The sequence below is a fragment of the Demequina gelatinilytica genome (assembly GCF_000971115.1).
Classification (GTDB): domain Bacteria; phylum Actinomycetota; class Actinomycetes; order Actinomycetales; family Demequinaceae; genus Demequina; species Demequina gelatinilytica.
Window position 1 is genome coordinate 182757 of record NZ_BBLV01000005.1, and the last position, 15961, is coordinate 198717.

The 15961-nt window shown below is 72.0% G+C and carries 20 protein-coding genes; 18 read left to right on the forward strand and 2 right to left on the reverse strand.

The window, feature by feature from the left end:
* Positions 1-45: 45 nt before the first annotated feature.
* The 11 genes from AOM00_RS05845 (at position 46) to AOM00_RS05895 (ending at position 10651) form a co-directional block, all read left to right on the forward strand.
* Positions 46-1737 carry a [protein-PII] uridylyltransferase family protein gene (locus AOM00_RS05845; protein ID WP_228373422.1) on the forward strand — a complete coding sequence of 564 codons (1692 nt, stop codon included), beginning with the start codon at positions 46-48 and terminating at the stop codon, positions 1735-1737.
* Positions 1738-1766: 29 nt separating this feature from the next.
* A complete protein-coding gene (gene ffh / locus AOM00_RS05850) occupies positions 1767-3374 on the forward strand; it encodes a signal recognition particle protein (RefSeq protein ID WP_062516894.1) in 1608 nt (535 codons plus the stop codon).
* A 1-nt stretch (position 3375) separates the two neighbouring features.
* A complete protein-coding gene (locus AOM00_RS05855) occupies positions 3376-4449 on the forward strand; it encodes an amidohydrolase family protein (RefSeq protein WP_062516895.1) in 1074 nt (357 codons plus the stop codon).
* Between the two features lie 66 nt (positions 4450-4515).
* Positions 4516-5058, forward strand: a complete 543-nt coding sequence (locus AOM00_RS05860; protein ID WP_062516896.1) for an FMN-binding protein — start codon at positions 4516-4518, stop codon at positions 5056-5058.
* Positions 5055-6470 carry a ferredoxin reductase family protein gene (locus AOM00_RS05865; protein ID WP_062516897.1) on the forward strand — a complete coding sequence of 472 codons (1416 nt, stop codon included), beginning with the start codon at positions 5055-5057 and terminating at the stop codon, positions 6468-6470. Before AOM00_RS05860 ends, AOM00_RS05865 begins: the two co-directional genes overlap by 4 nt.
* 159 nt (positions 6471-6629) lie before the next feature.
* Positions 6630-7973, forward strand: coding sequence for a ferredoxin reductase family protein (locus AOM00_RS05870; RefSeq protein WP_062516898.1), 1344 nt, complete (start codon positions 6630-6632; stop codon positions 7971-7973).
* A gap of 24 nt (positions 7974-7997) precedes the next feature.
* Positions 7998-8387: an FMN-binding protein gene (locus tag AOM00_RS05875; RefSeq protein ID WP_169746817.1), complete on the forward strand. Its 390-nt coding sequence runs from the start codon at positions 7998-8000 to the stop codon at positions 8385-8387.
* Positions 8388-8390: 3 nt separating this feature from the next.
* On the forward strand, positions 8391-9026 hold the full coding sequence (locus AOM00_RS05880) for an FMN-binding protein (protein ID WP_062516900.1): 636 nt from the start codon (positions 8391-8393) through the stop codon (positions 9024-9026).
* A complete protein-coding gene (locus AOM00_RS05885; protein WP_062516901.1) occupies positions 9023-9799 on the forward strand; it encodes an FAD:protein FMN transferase in 777 nt (258 codons plus the stop codon). Before AOM00_RS05880 ends, AOM00_RS05885 begins: the two co-directional genes overlap by 4 nt.
* A gap of 160 nt (positions 9800-9959) precedes the next feature.
* On the forward strand, positions 9960-10418 hold the full coding sequence (gene rpsP / locus AOM00_RS05890) for a 30S ribosomal protein S16 (protein ID WP_062516902.1): 459 nt from the start codon (positions 9960-9962) through the stop codon (positions 10416-10418).
* Positions 10419-10420: 2 nt separating this feature from the next.
* Positions 10421-10651, forward strand: a complete 231-nt coding sequence (locus AOM00_RS05895; RefSeq protein ID WP_062301210.1) for a KH domain-containing protein — start codon at positions 10421-10423, stop codon at positions 10649-10651.
* Between the two features lie 78 nt (positions 10652-10729).
* Here AOM00_RS05895 and AOM00_RS05900 read toward each other — a convergent pair whose 3' ends face one another.
* On the reverse strand, positions 10730-11140 hold the full coding sequence (locus AOM00_RS05900; RefSeq protein ID WP_062516903.1) for a hypothetical protein: 411 nt from the start codon (positions 11138-11140) through the stop codon (positions 10730-10732).
* Positions 11141-11178: 38 nt separating this feature from the next.
* Positions 11179-11586 (reverse strand): hypothetical protein, encoded by a 408-nt coding sequence (locus AOM00_RS05905; protein ID WP_062516904.1) that lies wholly within the window; start codon positions 11584-11586, stop codon positions 11179-11181.
* Positions 11587-11661: 75 nt separating this feature from the next.
* On the opposite strand from AOM00_RS05905, the gene rimM reads away from it, so the two are divergent.
* The 7 genes from rimM to AOM00_RS05940 all read left to right on the forward strand — a co-directional run bounded on the left by rimM (position 11662) and on the right by AOM00_RS05940 (position 15957).
* Entirely contained in the window at positions 11662-12195 is a 534-nt protein-coding gene (gene rimM / locus AOM00_RS05910) for a ribosome maturation factor RimM (RefSeq protein WP_062516905.1), read from the forward strand.
* A 2-nt stretch (positions 12196-12197) separates the two neighbouring features.
* Positions 12198-12920: a tRNA (guanosine(37)-N1)-methyltransferase TrmD gene (gene trmD / locus AOM00_RS05915; RefSeq protein ID WP_062516906.1), complete on the forward strand. Its 723-nt coding sequence runs from the start codon at positions 12198-12200 to the stop codon at positions 12918-12920.
* A 182-nt stretch (positions 12921-13102) separates the two neighbouring features.
* Complete coding sequence (rplS, locus tag AOM00_RS05920; RefSeq protein ID WP_062516907.1) at positions 13103-13450, forward strand: 50S ribosomal protein L19; 348 nt, start codon at positions 13103-13105, stop codon at positions 13448-13450.
* A gap of 82 nt (positions 13451-13532) precedes the next feature.
* Entirely contained in the window at positions 13533-14186 is a 654-nt protein-coding gene (lepB, locus tag AOM00_RS05925) for a signal peptidase I (RefSeq protein ID WP_267127710.1), read from the forward strand.
* Between the two features lies 1 nt (position 14187).
* Complete coding sequence (gene rnhB, locus AOM00_RS05930) at positions 14188-14838, forward strand: ribonuclease HII (protein ID WP_062516908.1); 651 nt, start codon at positions 14188-14190, stop codon at positions 14836-14838.
* A gap of 68 nt (positions 14839-14906) precedes the next feature.
* A complete protein-coding gene (locus AOM00_RS05935; protein WP_042215380.1) occupies positions 14907-15230 on the forward strand; it encodes a DUF2469 domain-containing protein in 324 nt (107 codons plus the stop codon).
* A gap of 94 nt (positions 15231-15324) precedes the next feature.
* Positions 15325-15957 carry a TetR/AcrR family transcriptional regulator gene (locus AOM00_RS05940; protein ID WP_062516909.1) on the forward strand — a complete coding sequence of 211 codons (633 nt, stop codon included), beginning with the start codon at positions 15325-15327 and terminating at the stop codon, positions 15955-15957.
* The last annotated feature ends 4 nt before the right edge of the window (positions 15958-15961 follow it).

Below are 15961 nucleotides of genomic sequence, written 5' to 3' on the forward strand. Positions count from 1 at the left end.
CGTGGGGTGCGGGACCTCAAGCGTGTGAGGAGAGAGCACGCGGAGATGCTGGCCGCGAGCGCGCTCAGCGGGCGCGAGCGCCGCCAGTCCATGAGCGACCTGGTGTTCGCGCACCTCAAGGAGCACTGGGACGAGCACTCCGAGGGGATGCGCGACGGCATCGCCTTCGGCGCGGTCGGATCGGTGGGACGCGGCGACGCGGGACCGTTGTCGGACCTCGACCTCGTGATCCTTCACGATGGCGCCACGCACAAGAAGGAGGCCGTCGCGGAGCTCGCGCAGCGCCTCTGGTACCCCATCTGGGACGCGGGTCTCGAGCTCGACTACTCGACCCGCACGCTCACCGAGTGCCGCCAGGTGGCCTCGAAGGACCTCGCCGCAGCCGCCGGCCTGCTCGACCTGCACCTCATCGCGGGCGACGAGCAGCTGCTGAAGCAGGCGCGCACCCACATCTACCAGGACTGGCGCGCGGCGTCACGCAAGCGCCTGCCCGACCTCCTGGCCGCCTCGCGGGCGCGTGCCGAGCGTCACGGCGAGCTCGCCTACCTGATCGAGCCGCACCTCAAGGAGGCCCGCGGCGGCCTGCGCGACTACGTGAGCCTCACCGCGTTGTCGGCGACCTGGCTGACCGACCGCCCGCATGGCGCGGTCGACGACGCGGGCGAGCTCCTCATGGATGTGCGCGACGCCCTCCAGCTCGAGTCGGGCCGCGCGGTCAACGTGCTGGGCCGGCACGTCGCCCCCGAGGTAGGGGAGCGGCTCGGCTACGACGACCCCGACGACCTCCTGGCCGCGATCGCCGAGGCGGGCCGCACCATCGCGTACGCGCTCGACACGACCGAGCGTGGCGCGAGGCGCTCGCTCGAGCGTTCCGGCGTCGGCTCCCGCGCGTTCCTCGCGCGCCGCCGTGCCGCGGCCCCGCGGCACGTCAAGGTCGCGGAGGGGCTCATCGACGTCGACGGTGAGATCGCGCTCGCGCCAGGGCACCGTGCGGAGGACGATGCGCTGCTGCCGCTGCGCGCCGCCGCCACCGCGGCGTCGACGGGGCTGACGTTCACCCCGACGCTGCTCGAGGCGCTCCAGCGCTGTCCCGACCTGCCGGTGCCGTGGCCCGCCGAGGCGCGCACCTACCTGCGCGACCTGCTGCGCTCGAGCACGCACCTGGTACCCGTGTGGGAGGCCCTGGACCTCCATGGTGCGGTGGTCCGGTGGATCCCCCAGTGGGAGGGCGTGCGCAACCGCCCCCAGCGCAGCCCCATCCACGTCTACACCGTGGACCGGCACATGCTCGAGGCGGTGACGCTCGCCTCGCGGCATCGTCGAGGCGCGCACCGCTCGGACCTGCTGCACCTCGCGGCGCTGCTGCACGACATCGGCAAGCGCGCGGGATCCACCGACCACTCGGTGGACGGCGCGGCGCTGATCCCTGCCATCGCGGCGCATCTGGGGCTGTCGGAGGGCACGGCCCACGACCTCGAGCTGCTGGTGCGCGAGCACCTCACCCTCGCGTCGCTCGCGACCACGCGCGACCCCGAGGACCCCGCGACGGTGGCCGCGCTCCTCGCTGCCGTCGAGCATCGTGCCGACCTCCTCGACATCCTGCGCGCGCTCACCGAGGCGGATGCGAAGGCCGCCGGGCCCAAGGTGTGGACGGCGTGGCGCGCCCAGCTGGTCGACACGCTGACCGAGCGTGCTCGCAGGGAGCTCGCCTCCGAAGGGGGGCCGGCGGGACGGTAGTCTGGTGGGCACGTTGTGAAGGGATATCCGTGTTCGCCAACCTCTCCGATCGCCTGACAGAGACGTTCCGCAACCTGCGGGGCAAGGGCCGCCTGACCGAGGCGGACATCGACGGCACCATCCGCGAGATCCGTCGCGCGCTGCTCGACGCCGATGTCGCGGTCCCCGTGGTCCGCACGTTCACCGGCAACATCCGTGAGCGCGCGCTCGGCGCCGAGGTCTCGGGTGCGCTCAACCCGGGCCAGCAGGTCGTCAAGATCGTCAACGAGGAGCTCATCGCGATCCTGGGCGGCGAGACCCGCCCCATGCGCTTCGCGAAGAACGGCCCGACCGTCATCATGCTCGCGGGTCTGCAGGGTGCGGGAAAGACCACCCTCGCGGGCAAGCTCGCGCACCACCTCAAGGGTCAGGGGCACACCCCGCTCCTCGTGGCCGCGGACCTCCAGCGCCCCAACGCGGTGACGCAGCTCAAGGTGGTCGGCGAGCGCGCCGGGGTCCCGGTGTTCGCGCCCGAGGCAGGCGTGACGCGCGAGGACGAGCGCCCGCGCGGCAACCCGGTCAAGGTCGCCAAGAAGGGCCTCAAGGAGGCCGAGCAGCGCCAGCACAGCGTGGTGATCATCGACACCGCCGGTCGCCTGGGCATCGACCAGGAGCTCATGCGTCAGGCCTCGGACATCCGGAAGGCCACCGAGCCCGACGAGGTCCTCTTCGTCATCGACGCGATGATCGGTCAGGACGCCGTGGCCACCGCGACGGCGTTCCAGGAGGGCGTCGACTTCACGGGCGTGGTCCTCACCAAGCTCGACGGCGATGCGCGCGGCGGTGCCGCGCTCTCGGTCGCGGAGGTCACCGGCCGCCCGATCATGTTCGCGTCCACGGGTGAGAAGCTCGACGACTTCGAGGTGTTCCACCCCGACCGCATGGCGTCGCGCATCCTCGACATGGGCGACATCCTCACGCTCATCGAGCAGGCCGAGCGCACGTTCGACCAGGCCGAGGCCGAGCGCATGGCGGAGAAGGTCACCAAGGGCGAGGACTTCACGCTCGCGGACTTCCTCAGCCAGATGCAGCAGCTCAAGAACATGGGCTCGATGAAGAAGATGCTGACGATGCTCCCGGGCATGGGTCAGATCCGCGATCAGATCGAGAACTTCGACGAGCGCGAGCTGGTCCGCACCGAGGCGATCATCCAGTCGATGACGCCGGCCGAGCGCGACAACCCCAAGATCCTCAACGGCTCGCGCCGCTCGCGCATCGCGGCGGGCTCGGGCATGCAGGTCTCGGACGTCAACTCGCTGGTCAAGCGGTTCGAGCAGGCGCAGCAGATGATGCGCGCGATGTCCCGCGGCGGCGGGATGCCGGGGATGCCGGGCATGCCCGGCGCGGGCGGCGCTCCCGGGGCCTTCGGCGGCCTGCCCGGCGGGAAGAAGTCCAAGGGCAAGCAGGCGCCGCAGCGCAAGGTCAAGGGCAAGTCGGGCAACCCGGCCAAGCGGGCGCAGCAGGAGGCCGATGCCCGGGCCGGTCGTCCCGCGCAGGCACCGTCGCAGGGCTCCGCGTTCGGGCTGGGCGCCCAGCAGCCGCAGGACGTCGACCGGGACGCGCTGAGCGCGGACCTCTCGAAGTACCTGGGAAGGTGACGTGAGCCTCCACCTCACGGGCCCCGTGGTCGTCGGCGACGCCGACGTGCGCGACGAGGCCTGGGTGGTGGACGGGCGCGTCACGTACCGGCGCCCCGAGGAGGCGGTCCAGCACACCGTCGACGGCATCGTGCTGCCCGGGCTCGTGGACGTCCACTGCCACGTGGGGCTCGACAGCGGCGGCGCCGTCGACACGGAGCTCGCCCTCAAGCAGGCCCTGGTCGACCGCGACGCCGGCACGCTCCTGATCCGCGACGCGGGCTCGCCCACGGACACGCGCTTCATCGACGACGTCCCGACGGCGCCGCGGATCATCCGCGCGGGCCGGTTCATCGCGCGCCCCATGCGCTACCTGCGCCACTACGCACGCGAGATCGAGGTCGCGGACCTTCCTCGCGTCATGGCCGAGGAGGCGCGCGCGGGCGACGGCTGGGTGAAGGTCATCGCGGACTGGATCGACCGCGAGGTGGGCGACCTCACGCCGCTGTGGCCGGCCGAGGTCCTCGCCGAGGGCATCGCCGCGGCGCATGAGGCGGGCGCGCGCGTCACGGCGCACACCTTCGCGACAGAGACCGTCGATGCGCTGCTCGAAGGCGGCATCGACTGCATCGAGCATGGCACCGGCATGACCGCGGAGCACATGCAGGAGGCCGCGCGCCGCGGGGTCCCGGTGGTGCCCACGCTCCTCCAGGTCGCGAACTTCGAGGGCTACGCGGCGCAGGGCGAGGCACGCTTCCCGGCCTACGCCGCGCGCATGCGGCCGATGCACGAGCGTCGCCTCGCGCACGCCCTCGCGCTGTACGAGGCCGGTGTCCCGCTGCTCATCGGGACCGATGCGGGCGGCACCATCGGCCACGGCGCGCTGCCGGCGGAGGCCGCGCACCTGGTCGCGGCCGGCATCCCCGCGGCCGAGGTGGTCGCGATGGCCTCGTGGAGGGCCCGCGCCTTCCTGCGCGCGCCCGGGCTCGAGGAGGGTGCTCCTGCCGATCTCGTGGTGTACGCCGAGGACCCGCGCGAGGACATCGCCGCGCTCGCGCGTCCGCGGCACGTGGTGCTGCGCGGCGCGGTCGTCTAGCGACTCCCAGCCAACTCCGAGGATCGGCACCACGCGCTCCCAGGTTCGCACGGTGATATGAGCGTTATGAAGCGCTCCTCAAGCATCATCGTGACCGGGATCTCCGCCACGCTCCTCTCCGTCGGCGCGGTGATGGGTTCGGGCTTCCTCGACACCGGGACCTCGACCTCCACGGCGGCGTCGAGCGGCTCCTCGACCGCGCTCGACGTCCCCTCGGGCACCTCCGCGGAGACGTCGACGGACTCGTCCGCGGACACCTCCACCGACACGTCGACCGACACGGCCACGTCGGACGCGGGCTCCTCGGGTACGAGCGGCTCATCCGGCGGCTCCGGCACCTACGACGGCGAGGCGGTGAGCTCGCGCTACGGCACCTTCCAGGCGGAGATCACGGTCGAGGACGGCGTCATCACCGACATCGCGTGGCTCCAGTCGGGCGAGTCGGACCACCACTCGCAGGCCATCAACGAGTACGCGATCCCCGTCCTCGAGGACGCGATCCTCCAGGCCCAGGACACCAACGTCGGGTACGTCTCCGGCGCGAGCTACACGTCGGAGGCGGTCGAGGAGGCCATCGACAGCGCGATGCAGGCCGCGGGGCTCGCATGACCGCCGTCGCGCCGGGGCGCCCCGGCAGGCAGGCCGCGCCGCGCATCGTCCCCGAGGCGCGCGTGACCGCCCGCGAGGAGCGCGCACCTCGCCTCGGCCGGCGCCGCGACGTGCTCGAGGCCGCCGCGTGGCTCGTCGGCGTCCTCGGGGTGGCCTTCATGCTCGCCTCGGGCAGCGTCGACGTGACGTCGCTCCCGGGCCTGCTCGTCACGCTCGGTCGGGTCGCCGGGATCGCCGCGTCGACGATGATCATGGCGCAGCTCATCCTCATCGCCCGGATCCCGCTGGTCGAGCGCGCGATCGGTCACGACCGCGCCGCCCACCTCCACGGCCAGCTGGGCCGGCTCGGCTTCATCGTCATCCTCGCCCACATCGTCCTGCTGGTGGCCGGGTACGCGATGCCGACGCAGACGGGGATCCTTGCGCAGGTATGGGACTTCGCGATCGGCTGGGGCGGTCCGATGTTCATGGCGAGCGTGGGCTTCCTGGTGCTGGTCGCCGTGGTGGTGACGTCCTACGCGATCGTGCGGCGCCGGTGGCGCTACGAGTCGTGGCATGCCGTCCACATCTTCAGCTACCTCGCGATCGGGCTCTCGATCCCGCACCAGCTCACCGACGGCGAGACCTTCATGTCGATGGGCGTCGCCTGGTGGTACTGGGTGGTCCTGTGGACCGTGGCCGTGGGCGGGCTGCTCGCGTTCCGGGTGGTCCGGCCCCTGGCGCGGTTCCGGCGCCACAGCGTCCGGGTCGCGGCGGTGGGGACGCTCGAGGACGGCTCCACCGTCGTCGCGATGCACGGGCGGCGCCTCAAGGAGCTCGGCGCGAAGGGCGGCCAGTTCTTCCTGTTCCGCTTCCTCCAGCGGGACATGTGGGGGCAGGCGCACCCGTACTCGACCTCGCGGACCGTGCGCGACGGCTGGATGCGGATCACCGTCAAGCCGTTGGGCGACGGCTCCGCGGCGCTCCGCGGGCTCAAGCCCGGCACGCGCGTCATGCTCGAGGGGCCGCTCGGCATCTTCACGGACGACCAGCGCACCGGCGAACGGCTGGTGCTCGTCGGTGCCGGCGTGGGCATCACCCCGATCCTCGCGCTTCTCGAGGATGCGGACATCCGGCCGGGGGAGTGCACGGTGATCGTGCGCGCGCACACCCCGGCGGAGATCCCGCACCTCGACGAGCTCCGCGAGCTCGCGGCGGCGCGCGGTGCGACGCTCCACGTCCTCACGGGCGCGCGCGGCAGCGGCTGGTCGCCGGCGGCCGCGCCGGTCACGCTCGCCGACCTGGTGCCCGGGCTCTCCCGCGCGGACGTCTATGCGTGCGGGCCGGCGCCGTGGATCGAGGCCGTCATGGACGATGCGGCGCGTGCCGGGGTGCCCCAGGAGAGGCGGCACCTGGAGGAGTTCGCCTGGTAGCGCGCAGCGCGCAGCGCGCGCGACCGCGACCTTCAGGGAATCCTCAGGAATCGCACGGCCGCCGCAGAGCCCCCAGCACGTACGATGCACATGCGTTGCCCGGGACGCCTCCTGGGCTGCGCACATGGCAGTCCCCGTCCCCGACCCCCCGGAGGCCACGTGAGCACGCTCGAGGCGTACGCGCGCCGCACCCGCGCGCGCGGATGGTGGCGAGACGGGCTCGAGGCCTCGATCTACCTTGTCGCCGCCGTGGGCGTCGCGTTCATGATCGCCGGGGGCGGGCTGCTCGCGACGGCCCCGCGCGACTACGCCTACGGCCTGGGCCGCATGGTGGGCATCGTCGCGGCCGTGCTGGTGCTCGCGCAGATCACGCTGATCTCGCGCGCCCCGTTCGTCGAGCGGGCCTTCGGGCACGATCGCGCCGCGGCGGTCCACACGCGGCTCGGCAAGGTCGCCTTCATCCTCATGCTCGTCCACGTCGCCTTGATCCTGGTGGTCTCCGCGCAGTACGACGGCCGCTCGATCCTCGCGCAGACCGTCGCGTTCTGGGACCTGGGCTGGTTCATGGTTGCGGCGCAGGTGGGGCTCGCGCTGTTCGCCGTGGTGGTCGCCACCTCGCTCGTCGCGGTCAGGTCGCGGTGGCGCTACGAGCGGTGGCACGCGGTCCACCTGCTCGTCTACCTGGCGATCGCCGCCGTGGTGCCCCATCAGTTCCTCGAGGGGGCGACGTTCCGCGGCGCCGGTGCCGCCTGGTGGTTCTGGCTCGCGCTGTACGTCCTCGCGATCGGCTCCTTCGTGATGTTCCGCCTGGTGCGCCCGCTCGTGCTGCTCGCACGGCACGGCCTCCGTGTCGCGGAGGTCGAGGGGCTGCCCGACGGGTCCACCAGCATCGTCGTGTCGGGCCGCGGGCTCGACAGGCTCGGCGCGAGGCCCGGGCAGTTCCTGCTGTGGAGGTTCCTGGACCGCGAGAGGTGGACGCAGGCGCACCCGTGGTCGCTGTCGCGTGCGCCGCGCCCGGACTCGTTGCGGATCACCGTCAAGCCCTCGGGGGACACCTCCGCCGCGGTGCGCGACCTCCGCGTGGGCACGCGCGTGCTGGTGGAGGGTCCGCTCGGCATCTTCACCGAGGCGTCCCGCACCAGGCCCGGTGCGGCGCTCATCGCGTCGGGGATCGGCGTCACGCCCATCCGGGCGCTGCTCGAGCAGGCGGAAGGGCCCTGCACCGTCGTCTACCGGGTACGCTCGCGCTCCGAGGCGCCGCTGCTCGAGGAGGTCGAGGAGCTGGCCGCCGCGCGCGGCGCGGAGCTCGTGGTGGTCAGCGGTCCCCGTGGGACGGGCTGGGGCACGGCGGCGGGGGAGAGCCTCGCGGCGCTCGTGGCCGATCTCGCCGACAGGGACCTGTACATCTGCGGTCCGCTGCCGTGGGCCGATGCCGTCGAGGCGGACGCGCGCGCGGCAGGCGTGCCCGCCACCGCGATCCACCGCGAGCGGTTCGCGTTGTAGGGAGAGGGAGACACGATGAGGACGATGACCAGGACCGCGGGGGCGCTCGCCTTCGCCGGCGCCGCGAGCACCCTGCTCGCCGGCTGCGGCGGGGACGCCGAGGCGGGGACCGCGGATGCAGTCGCGACGAGCTACGCGGACGGCACCTACGACGGCGCGCGCGTGGTCAACGAGAAGGGCGGCTTCCAGGCCCAGGTGATCATCGAGGGCGGCGAGATCACCAGCGTCGCAGCGATCGAGGCCGGTACCCAGGATCCGCAGTCGACCACGATCAACGCCACGGCGATCCCCGAGCTCGCGGAGAAGGTCGTCGCCGCGCAGAGCGCCGACGTGGACGCGGTCTCCGGCGCCTCGTACACGTCGCCCGGCTTCCTCGAGTCGGTCGCGGACGCGCTCGCGCAGGCGGCGGGGTAGGCGATGCGTACGTCCCGTGCCGTGATGGTCGCGGGCGGCTGCGCCGCGATCGTCGGCGCGGGCTGGGCCGCCTCGCCCAAGGAGCTGCCCACGCTCGAGCTTGTCGCGCCGTCCACGCCCGAGCCGTCCGAGAGCCCGAGCGTCGCGGCCAGCCCCGAGGAGAGCCCCTCGCCGTCACCGTCCGCGGTGGTCGAGGAGGACGACGACCACGACGATGACGACGCCGGGGACGACAAGGGCGGCGAGCGCGACGACGACGAGAGCGACGACGTCGCCACGCCCGCGCCCGCGCAGCCGGAGCCGGTGGTGACGCCCGACCCCGTCGTCACGCCCCCTCCGGCCGAGGAGCCCGCGGCGCCCGCCGCGCAGACGTTCGACGGGCCCGTGGTGACCAACGCGCGCGGCGAGTTCCAGGCGCGGATCACGGTCGAGGGCGGCGTGGTGACCGAGGTGCAGGCCGTGGCTGCCGGGACGCAGGACGCCCAGTCCGTGCAGATCAACGCGAACGCGATCCCGATCCTGCGCGAGGAGATGCTCGCAGCCCAGAGCTGGGACGTGGCGGCGGTGAGCGGGGCCTCGTTCACCTCGCCCGGGTTCATCGAGTCCGCTCGCGGGGCGTTCGGCAAGGCGGGGCTGTGACCGGCACCTTCCGCACCACCGTCCACGCGATGGCCATGCCGTTCGTGGTCGAGCTCGACGAGCCGGACCCCGTCGAGGTCGAGCCTGCCGTCGCGGAGTTCCATGCGAGCCTCGTGTGGGCCGACGAGGTCTTCTCGCTCTGGAAGGACGACTCGTACCTGACCGCGTACCTGCGCGGCGACCTCATGCTCGACGAGGCACCGCAGGAGCTGCGCGAGGTCCTCGAGGCGTGCGAGTGGTACCGCGAGGCGACCGGCGGTGGCTTCGACGCCCGCCGTGCCGACGGTGTCCTCGATCCGACAGGGCTGGTCAAGGGCTGGGCGGTCGCGCGTGCGTCCGCCCACCTGCGCGCGGCGCGTGCGAGCGGCTGGATGGTCGGGGCCTCGGGCGACATCCTCGTCTCGGAGGGCTGCCGGCGCCGCATCGGGATCGCCGACCCGCGCGTCCAGGGAGACCCCCAGGGGACGCCGGTGGTCGACGTGGTCGAGCTGGGAGGGACGTTCACCGCGCTCGCGACCTCGGGCGGCGCGCAGGTGGTCGATCACATCTGGGATCCCGTGACCGGCGACGTGGCGCGCCACTACATGCAGGTCTCGGTCGCCGGACGGGACCTCACCGCATGCGACGCGTGGGCGACCGCGATCACGGGCGGCGGGCCGCGCATCGTGCCTCTCGCCCTCGCGCAGGGGCTCGAGGTGCTGCTCATCACGGGGGGCCGCTACGACGGCACCTTCGACGCCCAGACCAGCCCCGGGTGGCCGAGCGTGCGATGACGCGCACGGCGTTTGGCCGTGCGAGGCCGGTTCTGGCACAATGGGTCGCTGGCACGCGCGGCCCTCTACCCGTGCATGCCTATTCGTCTTGTCAGTGCGCGACACCGTGTTTCCCCGCGGCGAGCGCTCCGGCTCACACCGAATTCAGAAGGAGACAGCCATGGCTGTGAAGATCCGCCTCAAGCGCTTCGGCAAGAAGCGCGCCCCGTTCTACCGCGTCGTCGTCATGGACTCGCGCACCAAGCGCGACGGCCGTGCGATCGAGGAGATCGGCAAGTACCACCCCACCGAGGAGCCCTCGGTCATCGAGATCGACTCCGAGCGCGCGCAGTACTGGCTCTCCGTGGGCGCGCAGCCCACCGAGCAGGTCGCCGCGCTGCTCAAGCTCACCGGCGACTGGGGCACCTTCAAGGGTGAGAAGGACGCCAAGAGCACCGTGAAGGTTGCCGGCGCCAAGGCCGACGCCGCCGACGCCATCAAGGCGCACGCGGACGCCGCGGAGAAGGCCAAGGCCGACGCCGCCGCCAAGAAGGAGGCCGCCAAGGCCGAGGAGGCTGCCGCCGCCGACGCCGACGAGGCCACCGACGAGGCCGCCGAGGCCCCTGCCGAGGAGAACTGACGATGGTCGTCGACGCTCTCGAGTTCCTGGTCCGCAGCATCGTCCGCAACCCGGACGACGTCCGCGTGACCGAGCGCTCCGGGCGTCGCGGCACCACCCTCAACGTGGTGGTGCACCCTGACGACCTCCCCCGGGTCATCGGTCGCCGCGGTCGCACCGCGACGGCGATCCGGACGGTCGTCGAGGCCGTCGCGAGGGACGACGTCCGCGTCAACATCGTGGACGTCGCCTGACCTCAGGCATCGAGCAGTCGAGAACGCCCCTCCCCACCGGGAGGGGCGTTCTTGCGTGTCGGAGGGACGAGGCGGCGGTCAGGTGGCGGGCGCGCCGCGGAACCACGCCGACGCGCGTCGCGTCGACAGCAACGCGATGACCACGAGCGCGAGCGGGATCTCGATCGCGGCCTGCAGCGCGAAGGTGCCGCCGATGCTGCCCAGCCCGTATGCGGCGGCGGCGATCCGCACGATCATCACCAGGATGACCAGCACGCGCGCCCCTTGGGAGCCCATCGCGAGCCCGGCCGCGACCGCGGCGGTGAACACCGCGATCGCGAGCGTGGTGAGCCCGTACCAGAGCAGGTTGCCCGCCTCGATCTCATCGCTGAGATCCTCCGGGTGGTAGTAGAGCCAGATCAGCGCGGCCCCCGCGATGAGGTCCATCGCGGCGGCGAGCCACGTGAGTGCCGAGACGATCGTGACGGATCCTGGACGGTCCTGTGCCATGGCGTGCTCCTTCGTAGCGGCGCGTATCGCGCCTGCTCTCAGGATGACCGGAAGTACGCGAAAGCGCGCGGCGTGGCGAGCGCGACGATGACGAGCACCGATCCGAGCAGCTGCCCGGGGACCTGCCACCGCACCAGCTCGCCCAGGACGCTCGTCGCGTAGACCGCGCCCGCGATGCGCCCCGCCATGAGGAGCATCACCAGGACGCGCGAGAGCTGCGAGCCCGCGCCGATCCCGAGCGCGAAGGCCGCCGCAAGGAGCCCGCTCGCGAGCAGGGCGAAGCCGTAGCCGCGCGTCTCGGACTCCGTCAGCGGGATCGACGCCCGCTGCATGTGCAGGCTGAGCCACACGAACGCCGCGCCTGTCACCAGATCGGTGACGGCGGCCACCCACGTGAGGATCACGGCGAACGTGACGCCCGCCGGGCGCCCCACGGTGTCGGCCATCGTGCTCCTCTCCGAGTGTCGGGTCAACGCTAGCGTGCGGCCGGGTCTGTTCCGGGGTGAAAGTACGCTGGTGTCATGAGATTGACCGTCGCCCGCATCGGCCGTGCCCATGGGCTCAAGGGGGAGGTGTCCGTCGAGCTCCGGACCGACATCCCCGAGGAGCGCCTGGTTCCCGGCGAGGTGTTCGAGACCGAGCCCCCGTCCGCAGGCCCTCTGACCGTCGCCCGGGTACGCGTCCAGGCGGGGCGCTGGTACGTCCACTTCGCCGAGCTGGGCGACCGCAATGCCGCCGAGGCCGCTCGTGGAGTGGAGCTCACCATCGAGGGAGCCGAGTCGGACGAGGAGGACGCGTGGTACGTCCATGAGCTCGTGGGCCTCGCGGCGGTGCGCCCGGACGGCAGCGCCGTCGGCGAGGTCGTCGACCTGGTGACGATGCCCGCGCAGGACCTGCTGGTGGTCAAGCAGGCGGGGGGTCACCGCGCGATGATCCCGTTCGTCGAGGAGTTCGTGCCGGAGGTCGACCTCGAGGGCCGGCGCGTCGTGGTGACGCCGCCCTACGGCCTCCTCGCGGGTGAGGAGCCCGAGGTGACGGGGGAGACCGCGTCATGAGGATGCGGATCGACGTCGTCACCATCTTCCCCGAGTTCTTCGGGGTGCTCGACGTGTCGCTGCTGGGCAAGGCGCGCCAGAGCGAGCTGGTCGAGACCCATGTGCATGACCTCCGCGACTACGCGGCGTTCAAGGCGGACGGCTCGCCCGATGTGCACCGTACGGTCGACGACGCCCCGTTCGGCGGCGGCGCCGGCATGGTGATGAAGCCCGACGTGTGGGGCAAGGCGCTCGACGACGTGCTGCGGCCCACCGGGGTGCTGGTGATCCCCTCGCCGGCGGGCGTCCCGTTCACCCAGGCCCTCGCGGCCGAGCTCTCCGAGGCGCCGCAGCTGGTGTTCGCCTGCGGGCGCTACGAGGGCATCGACGCGCGCGTCGCGGAGCACTACGCCCAGGACGGCTACCGCGTGGTCGAGGCGAGCCTCGGCGACTACGTGCTCAACGGGGGAGAGGTGGCCGCGGTCGCGATGATCGAGGCGATCACGCGGCTCATCCCCGGCTTCATGGGCAACGCCCAGTCGATCGTCGAGGAGTCGCACTCGGACGGCCTGCTCGAGTACCCGTCCTACACGCGGCCCGCATCGTGGCGCGGCCTCGACGTGCCCGACATCCTGCTGAGCGGGCATCACGCGAACATCGCGACGTGGCGCCATGAGCAGCAGCTCTCCCGCACGCGCGAGCGGCGGCCGGACCTGCTGCCCCCCGGGGAGGACGGCGCCTGGTGACCGGGCCCGCCGTCGCGTCCCTCGCATCGTCCGGGCACGGTGTGGCAGAATAGACCCTCGGTGCGCGCGGAGCCACGGCCTGCCACAGGGGGCCCGGCTCGGGACGCGACGCATCATCCACTATCGATCGCCGCAAGGCGGATACCGTATGTGACCTGTGGCATGTGCGAGGAGAGACAGTCATGCAGAAGCTTGACAACGTGGTCGCGGGCCAGCTCCGCGACGACATCCCGGCGTTCCGCGCCGGTGACACCGTGAAGGTCCACGTCAAGGTCATCGAGGGCAACCGCTCGCGTGTCCAGGTGTTCCAGGGCATCGTGATCGCGCGTGCCGGCCAGGGCATCGGCGAGACCTTCACCGTGCGCAAGATCTCGTTCGGCGTCGGCGTCGAGCGCGTCTTCCCGATCCACGCCCCCACGATCGAGAAGATCGAGGTCGAGCGTCGCGGCGACGTGCGTCGCGCGAAGCTCTACTACCTCCGCGGCCTCCGCGGCAAGGCGGCGCGTATCCGCGAGAAGCGCGAGAACTAAGATCGCCACCAGCGCCGACGCACCGGCGGAGGGCTCGCCCTCCGCCGGTCGTCGTGCGTGGGGCTGGGCGAAGGAGGTCGTCCTGGTCATCGCGAGCGCCCTGCTGCTCTCGCTGGTGATCAAGACCTTCTTCTTCCAGTCCTTCTACATCCCCTCGGAGTCGATGGAGCCGACCCTCATCAAGGGCGACCGGATCCTCGTCACCAAGTGGCGACCCGACCCGCTGCCGCTGCGACGCGGCGACGTGGTGGTCTTCAAGGACCCCGCGAACTGGCTCGGCACCCCCGTCGACAACGACACCGCGCTCGAGCGCGTCGCCAAGGACATCCTCACGTGGACCGGGCTCCTTCCCGAGGACGCCGGCGAGCACCTGGTGAAGCGCGTGATCGGGCTGCCCGGGGACGTGGTCGAGTGCACCGATCCCGATGGCCAGGTGACGGTCAACGGCGAGGCTCTCGACGAGTCCTACATCGCCGAGGGCTCGCGCGCGTGCGGCACCGAGTTCCGCGTCGAGGTCCCCGAGGACTACATCTGGGTCATGGGCGACAACCGTGACCACAGCGCGGACTCGCGCGCGCACATGGGCGACCCGGGCGGCGGCACGGTGCCGCTCGACAACGTCGTCGGCACCACCTTCGCGGTCGTATGGCCCTTCGACCGCTTCGGCGGCGTCGGCAACCCGTGGGGCGACGACGCCCCGTCGACGGACGATGCCGCTGCCGCCACCGCGGAGTGACATGAGCGTCTCGCTCACGCATGAGGCGGAGCTCTGGGATGCCGGGCTCCCTGTGGTGGCCGGGATCGACGAGGTCGGCCGCGGCGCGCTCGCCGGTCCCGTCTCCGTGGGCGTGGTCGCCGTGACGCGCTGCGACTCGTGGCCCGAGGGCCTCACCGACTCCAAGCTGCTGAGCGCGGCACGCCGTGAGGCGCTCATCGCGCCGCTCGCGGAGTTCGGCGTCGCGCGTGCGGTGGGGCATGCCTCGTCGGTCGAGATCGACGCGATCGGCATCGTCGCGGCGCTGCGGCTCGCCGCGCGCCGTGCGCTCGATGCGATGGATCTCGAGATCGACGCCGTCCTGCTCGACGGCACGCACGACTGGCTCACGCCGCCGCCCGCGGACCTGTTCTCGGACGATGCGGAGGAGTGGGCCGCGCCGCCGGTCACCATGGTGGTCAAGGGCGACCGCGCATGCGCGTCGATCGCGGCCGCGTCGGTGCTCGCCAAGGTCGAGCGCGACGCCCTCATGGCCGCCGCGCACGCGGAGCATCCCGTCTACGCATGGGACAGCAACAAGGGCTACGGTGCGGCCTCGCACCTCGACGCGCTGCGCGAGCACGGTCCGTCGCCGCTGCATCGCGTGTCGTGGAAGCTGCCGTTCCGCGCATGACGCCAGGTCCCGGCGACCTTCCGGCGCGGGACTCGCACATCGGCGGCGGTTCGCGCCATCATTGACGGGTGAGCCACGAAGACCTCGAGAACTACGAGACCGAAGCCGAGCTCGCCCTCTACCGCGAGTACCGGGACGTCGTCGGGCTGTTCCAGTACGTCGTGGAGACGGAGCGCCGCTTCTACCTGTGCAACAAGGTCGATCTGCAGGTCAAAGCCTCGGGCGGCGACATCTACTTCGAGGTCACCATGGCCGACGCGTGGGTGTGGGACGTCTACCGCAGCGCCCGCCTGGTGAAGAACGTGCGGGTGGTGACGTTCAAGGACGTCAACATCGAGGAGCTCGCGCGCGACGACGACCTCCCGGACATCCGCCAGCTCCGCGGTCGCTGATCCCTGCGCGCGAGCGCCGCGACGCACACGACGGACGGCGATCTCTGCAAATCTGCACTTGACGCAAAAGTGCAGTGACTGCAATAATGGGTGCATGCCCACCTCGACCTCCGACGCCCCCGCCACCGGTCTGCGCGAGCGCAACCGCATCCGGCGGACGCGCCGCGTCGAGCACGCGGCGCTCACGCTCGCCCTCGAGCACGGTGTCGACCACGTCACGGTGGACATGATCTGCGAGGCGAGCGACATCTCGCCGCGCACGTACTTCAACTACTTCGGCACCAAGGAGGGGGCGCTCCTCGGCCAGCCCGCGCCGGATCCCGACGAGTCGCTCGTCGGCGACTTCCTCGCCGCGCACGGGCCGATCGTCGAGGACCTCATGGTCCTCATGGCGCGCACCTTCCTCGCCTCCTCGCCCGATCGGGAGGTGTTCGCCATGCGGCGCCGCCTGTTCGCGCAGGAGCCGGAGCTCCACGCCCTCCAGGTGACCCGCGTCGCGCACAAGCGCCAGGCGACCGTCGCACTGGTGCTGCGCCGCCTCACCGAGCGGTGCCCGGACCTCGACGCCGCGGCGGCGCGCGACCATGCTCAGCTCGTGATGAGCGTGGCTATGGGCGCCTTCCTCGTCGTCAGCCTCAAGTGGGCCGAGGGCTCGGGCGAGCACTCCGACATCGAGACCTACATCCACGCCGCGATCGACCAGATCCGGCGCATCGTCACCCCCTGACGCG

Bases quoted from the DNA above. Each gene is read 5' to 3' on its own strand.
- AOM00_RS05845 (WP_228373422.1), top strand. From the start codon at position 46: ATGCTGGCCGCGAGCGCGCTCAGCGGGCGCGAGCGCCGCCAGTCCATG.
- AOM00_RS05860 (WP_062516896.1), top strand. From the start codon at position 4,516: ATGAAGCGCTCCTCAAGCATCATCGTGACCGGGATCTCCGCCACGCTC.
- AOM00_RS05865 (WP_062516897.1), top strand. From the start codon at position 5,055: ATGACCGCCGTCGCGCCGGGGCGCCCCGGCAGGCAGGCCGCGCCGCGC.
- AOM00_RS05875 (WP_169746817.1), top strand. From the start codon at position 7,998: ATGACCAGGACCGCGGGGGCGCTCGCCTTCGCCGGCGCCGCGAGCACC.
- AOM00_RS05880 (WP_062516900.1), top strand. From the start codon at position 8,391: ATGCGTACGTCCCGTGCCGTGATGGTCGCGGGCGGCTGCGCCGCGATC.
- rpsP (WP_062516902.1), top strand. From the start codon at position 9,960: ATGGCTGTGAAGATCCGCCTCAAGCGCTTCGGCAAGAAGCGCGCCCCG.
- AOM00_RS05895 (WP_062301210.1), top strand. From the start codon at position 10,421: ATGGTCGTCGACGCTCTCGAGTTCCTGGTCCGCAGCATCGTCCGCAAC.
- AOM00_RS05900 (WP_062516903.1), bottom strand. From the start codon at position 11,140: ATGGCACAGGACCGTCCAGGATCCGTCACGATCGTCTCGGCACTCACG.
- AOM00_RS05905 (WP_062516904.1), bottom strand. From the start codon at position 11,586: ATGGCCGACACCGTGGGGCGCCCGGCGGGCGTCACGTTCGCCGTGATC.
- rimM (WP_062516905.1), top strand. From the start codon at position 11,662: ATGAGATTGACCGTCGCCCGCATCGGCCGTGCCCATGGGCTCAAGGGG.
- trmD (WP_062516906.1), top strand. From the start codon at position 12,198: ATGCGGATCGACGTCGTCACCATCTTCCCCGAGTTCTTCGGGGTGCTC.
- rplS (WP_062516907.1), top strand. From the start codon at position 13,103: ATGCAGAAGCTTGACAACGTGGTCGCGGGCCAGCTCCGCGACGACATC.
- rnhB (WP_062516908.1), top strand. From the start codon at position 14,188: ATGAGCGTCTCGCTCACGCATGAGGCGGAGCTCTGGGATGCCGGGCTC.
- AOM00_RS05940 (WP_062516909.1), top strand. From the start codon at position 15,325: ATGCCCACCTCGACCTCCGACGCCCCCGCCACCGGTCTGCGCGAGCGC.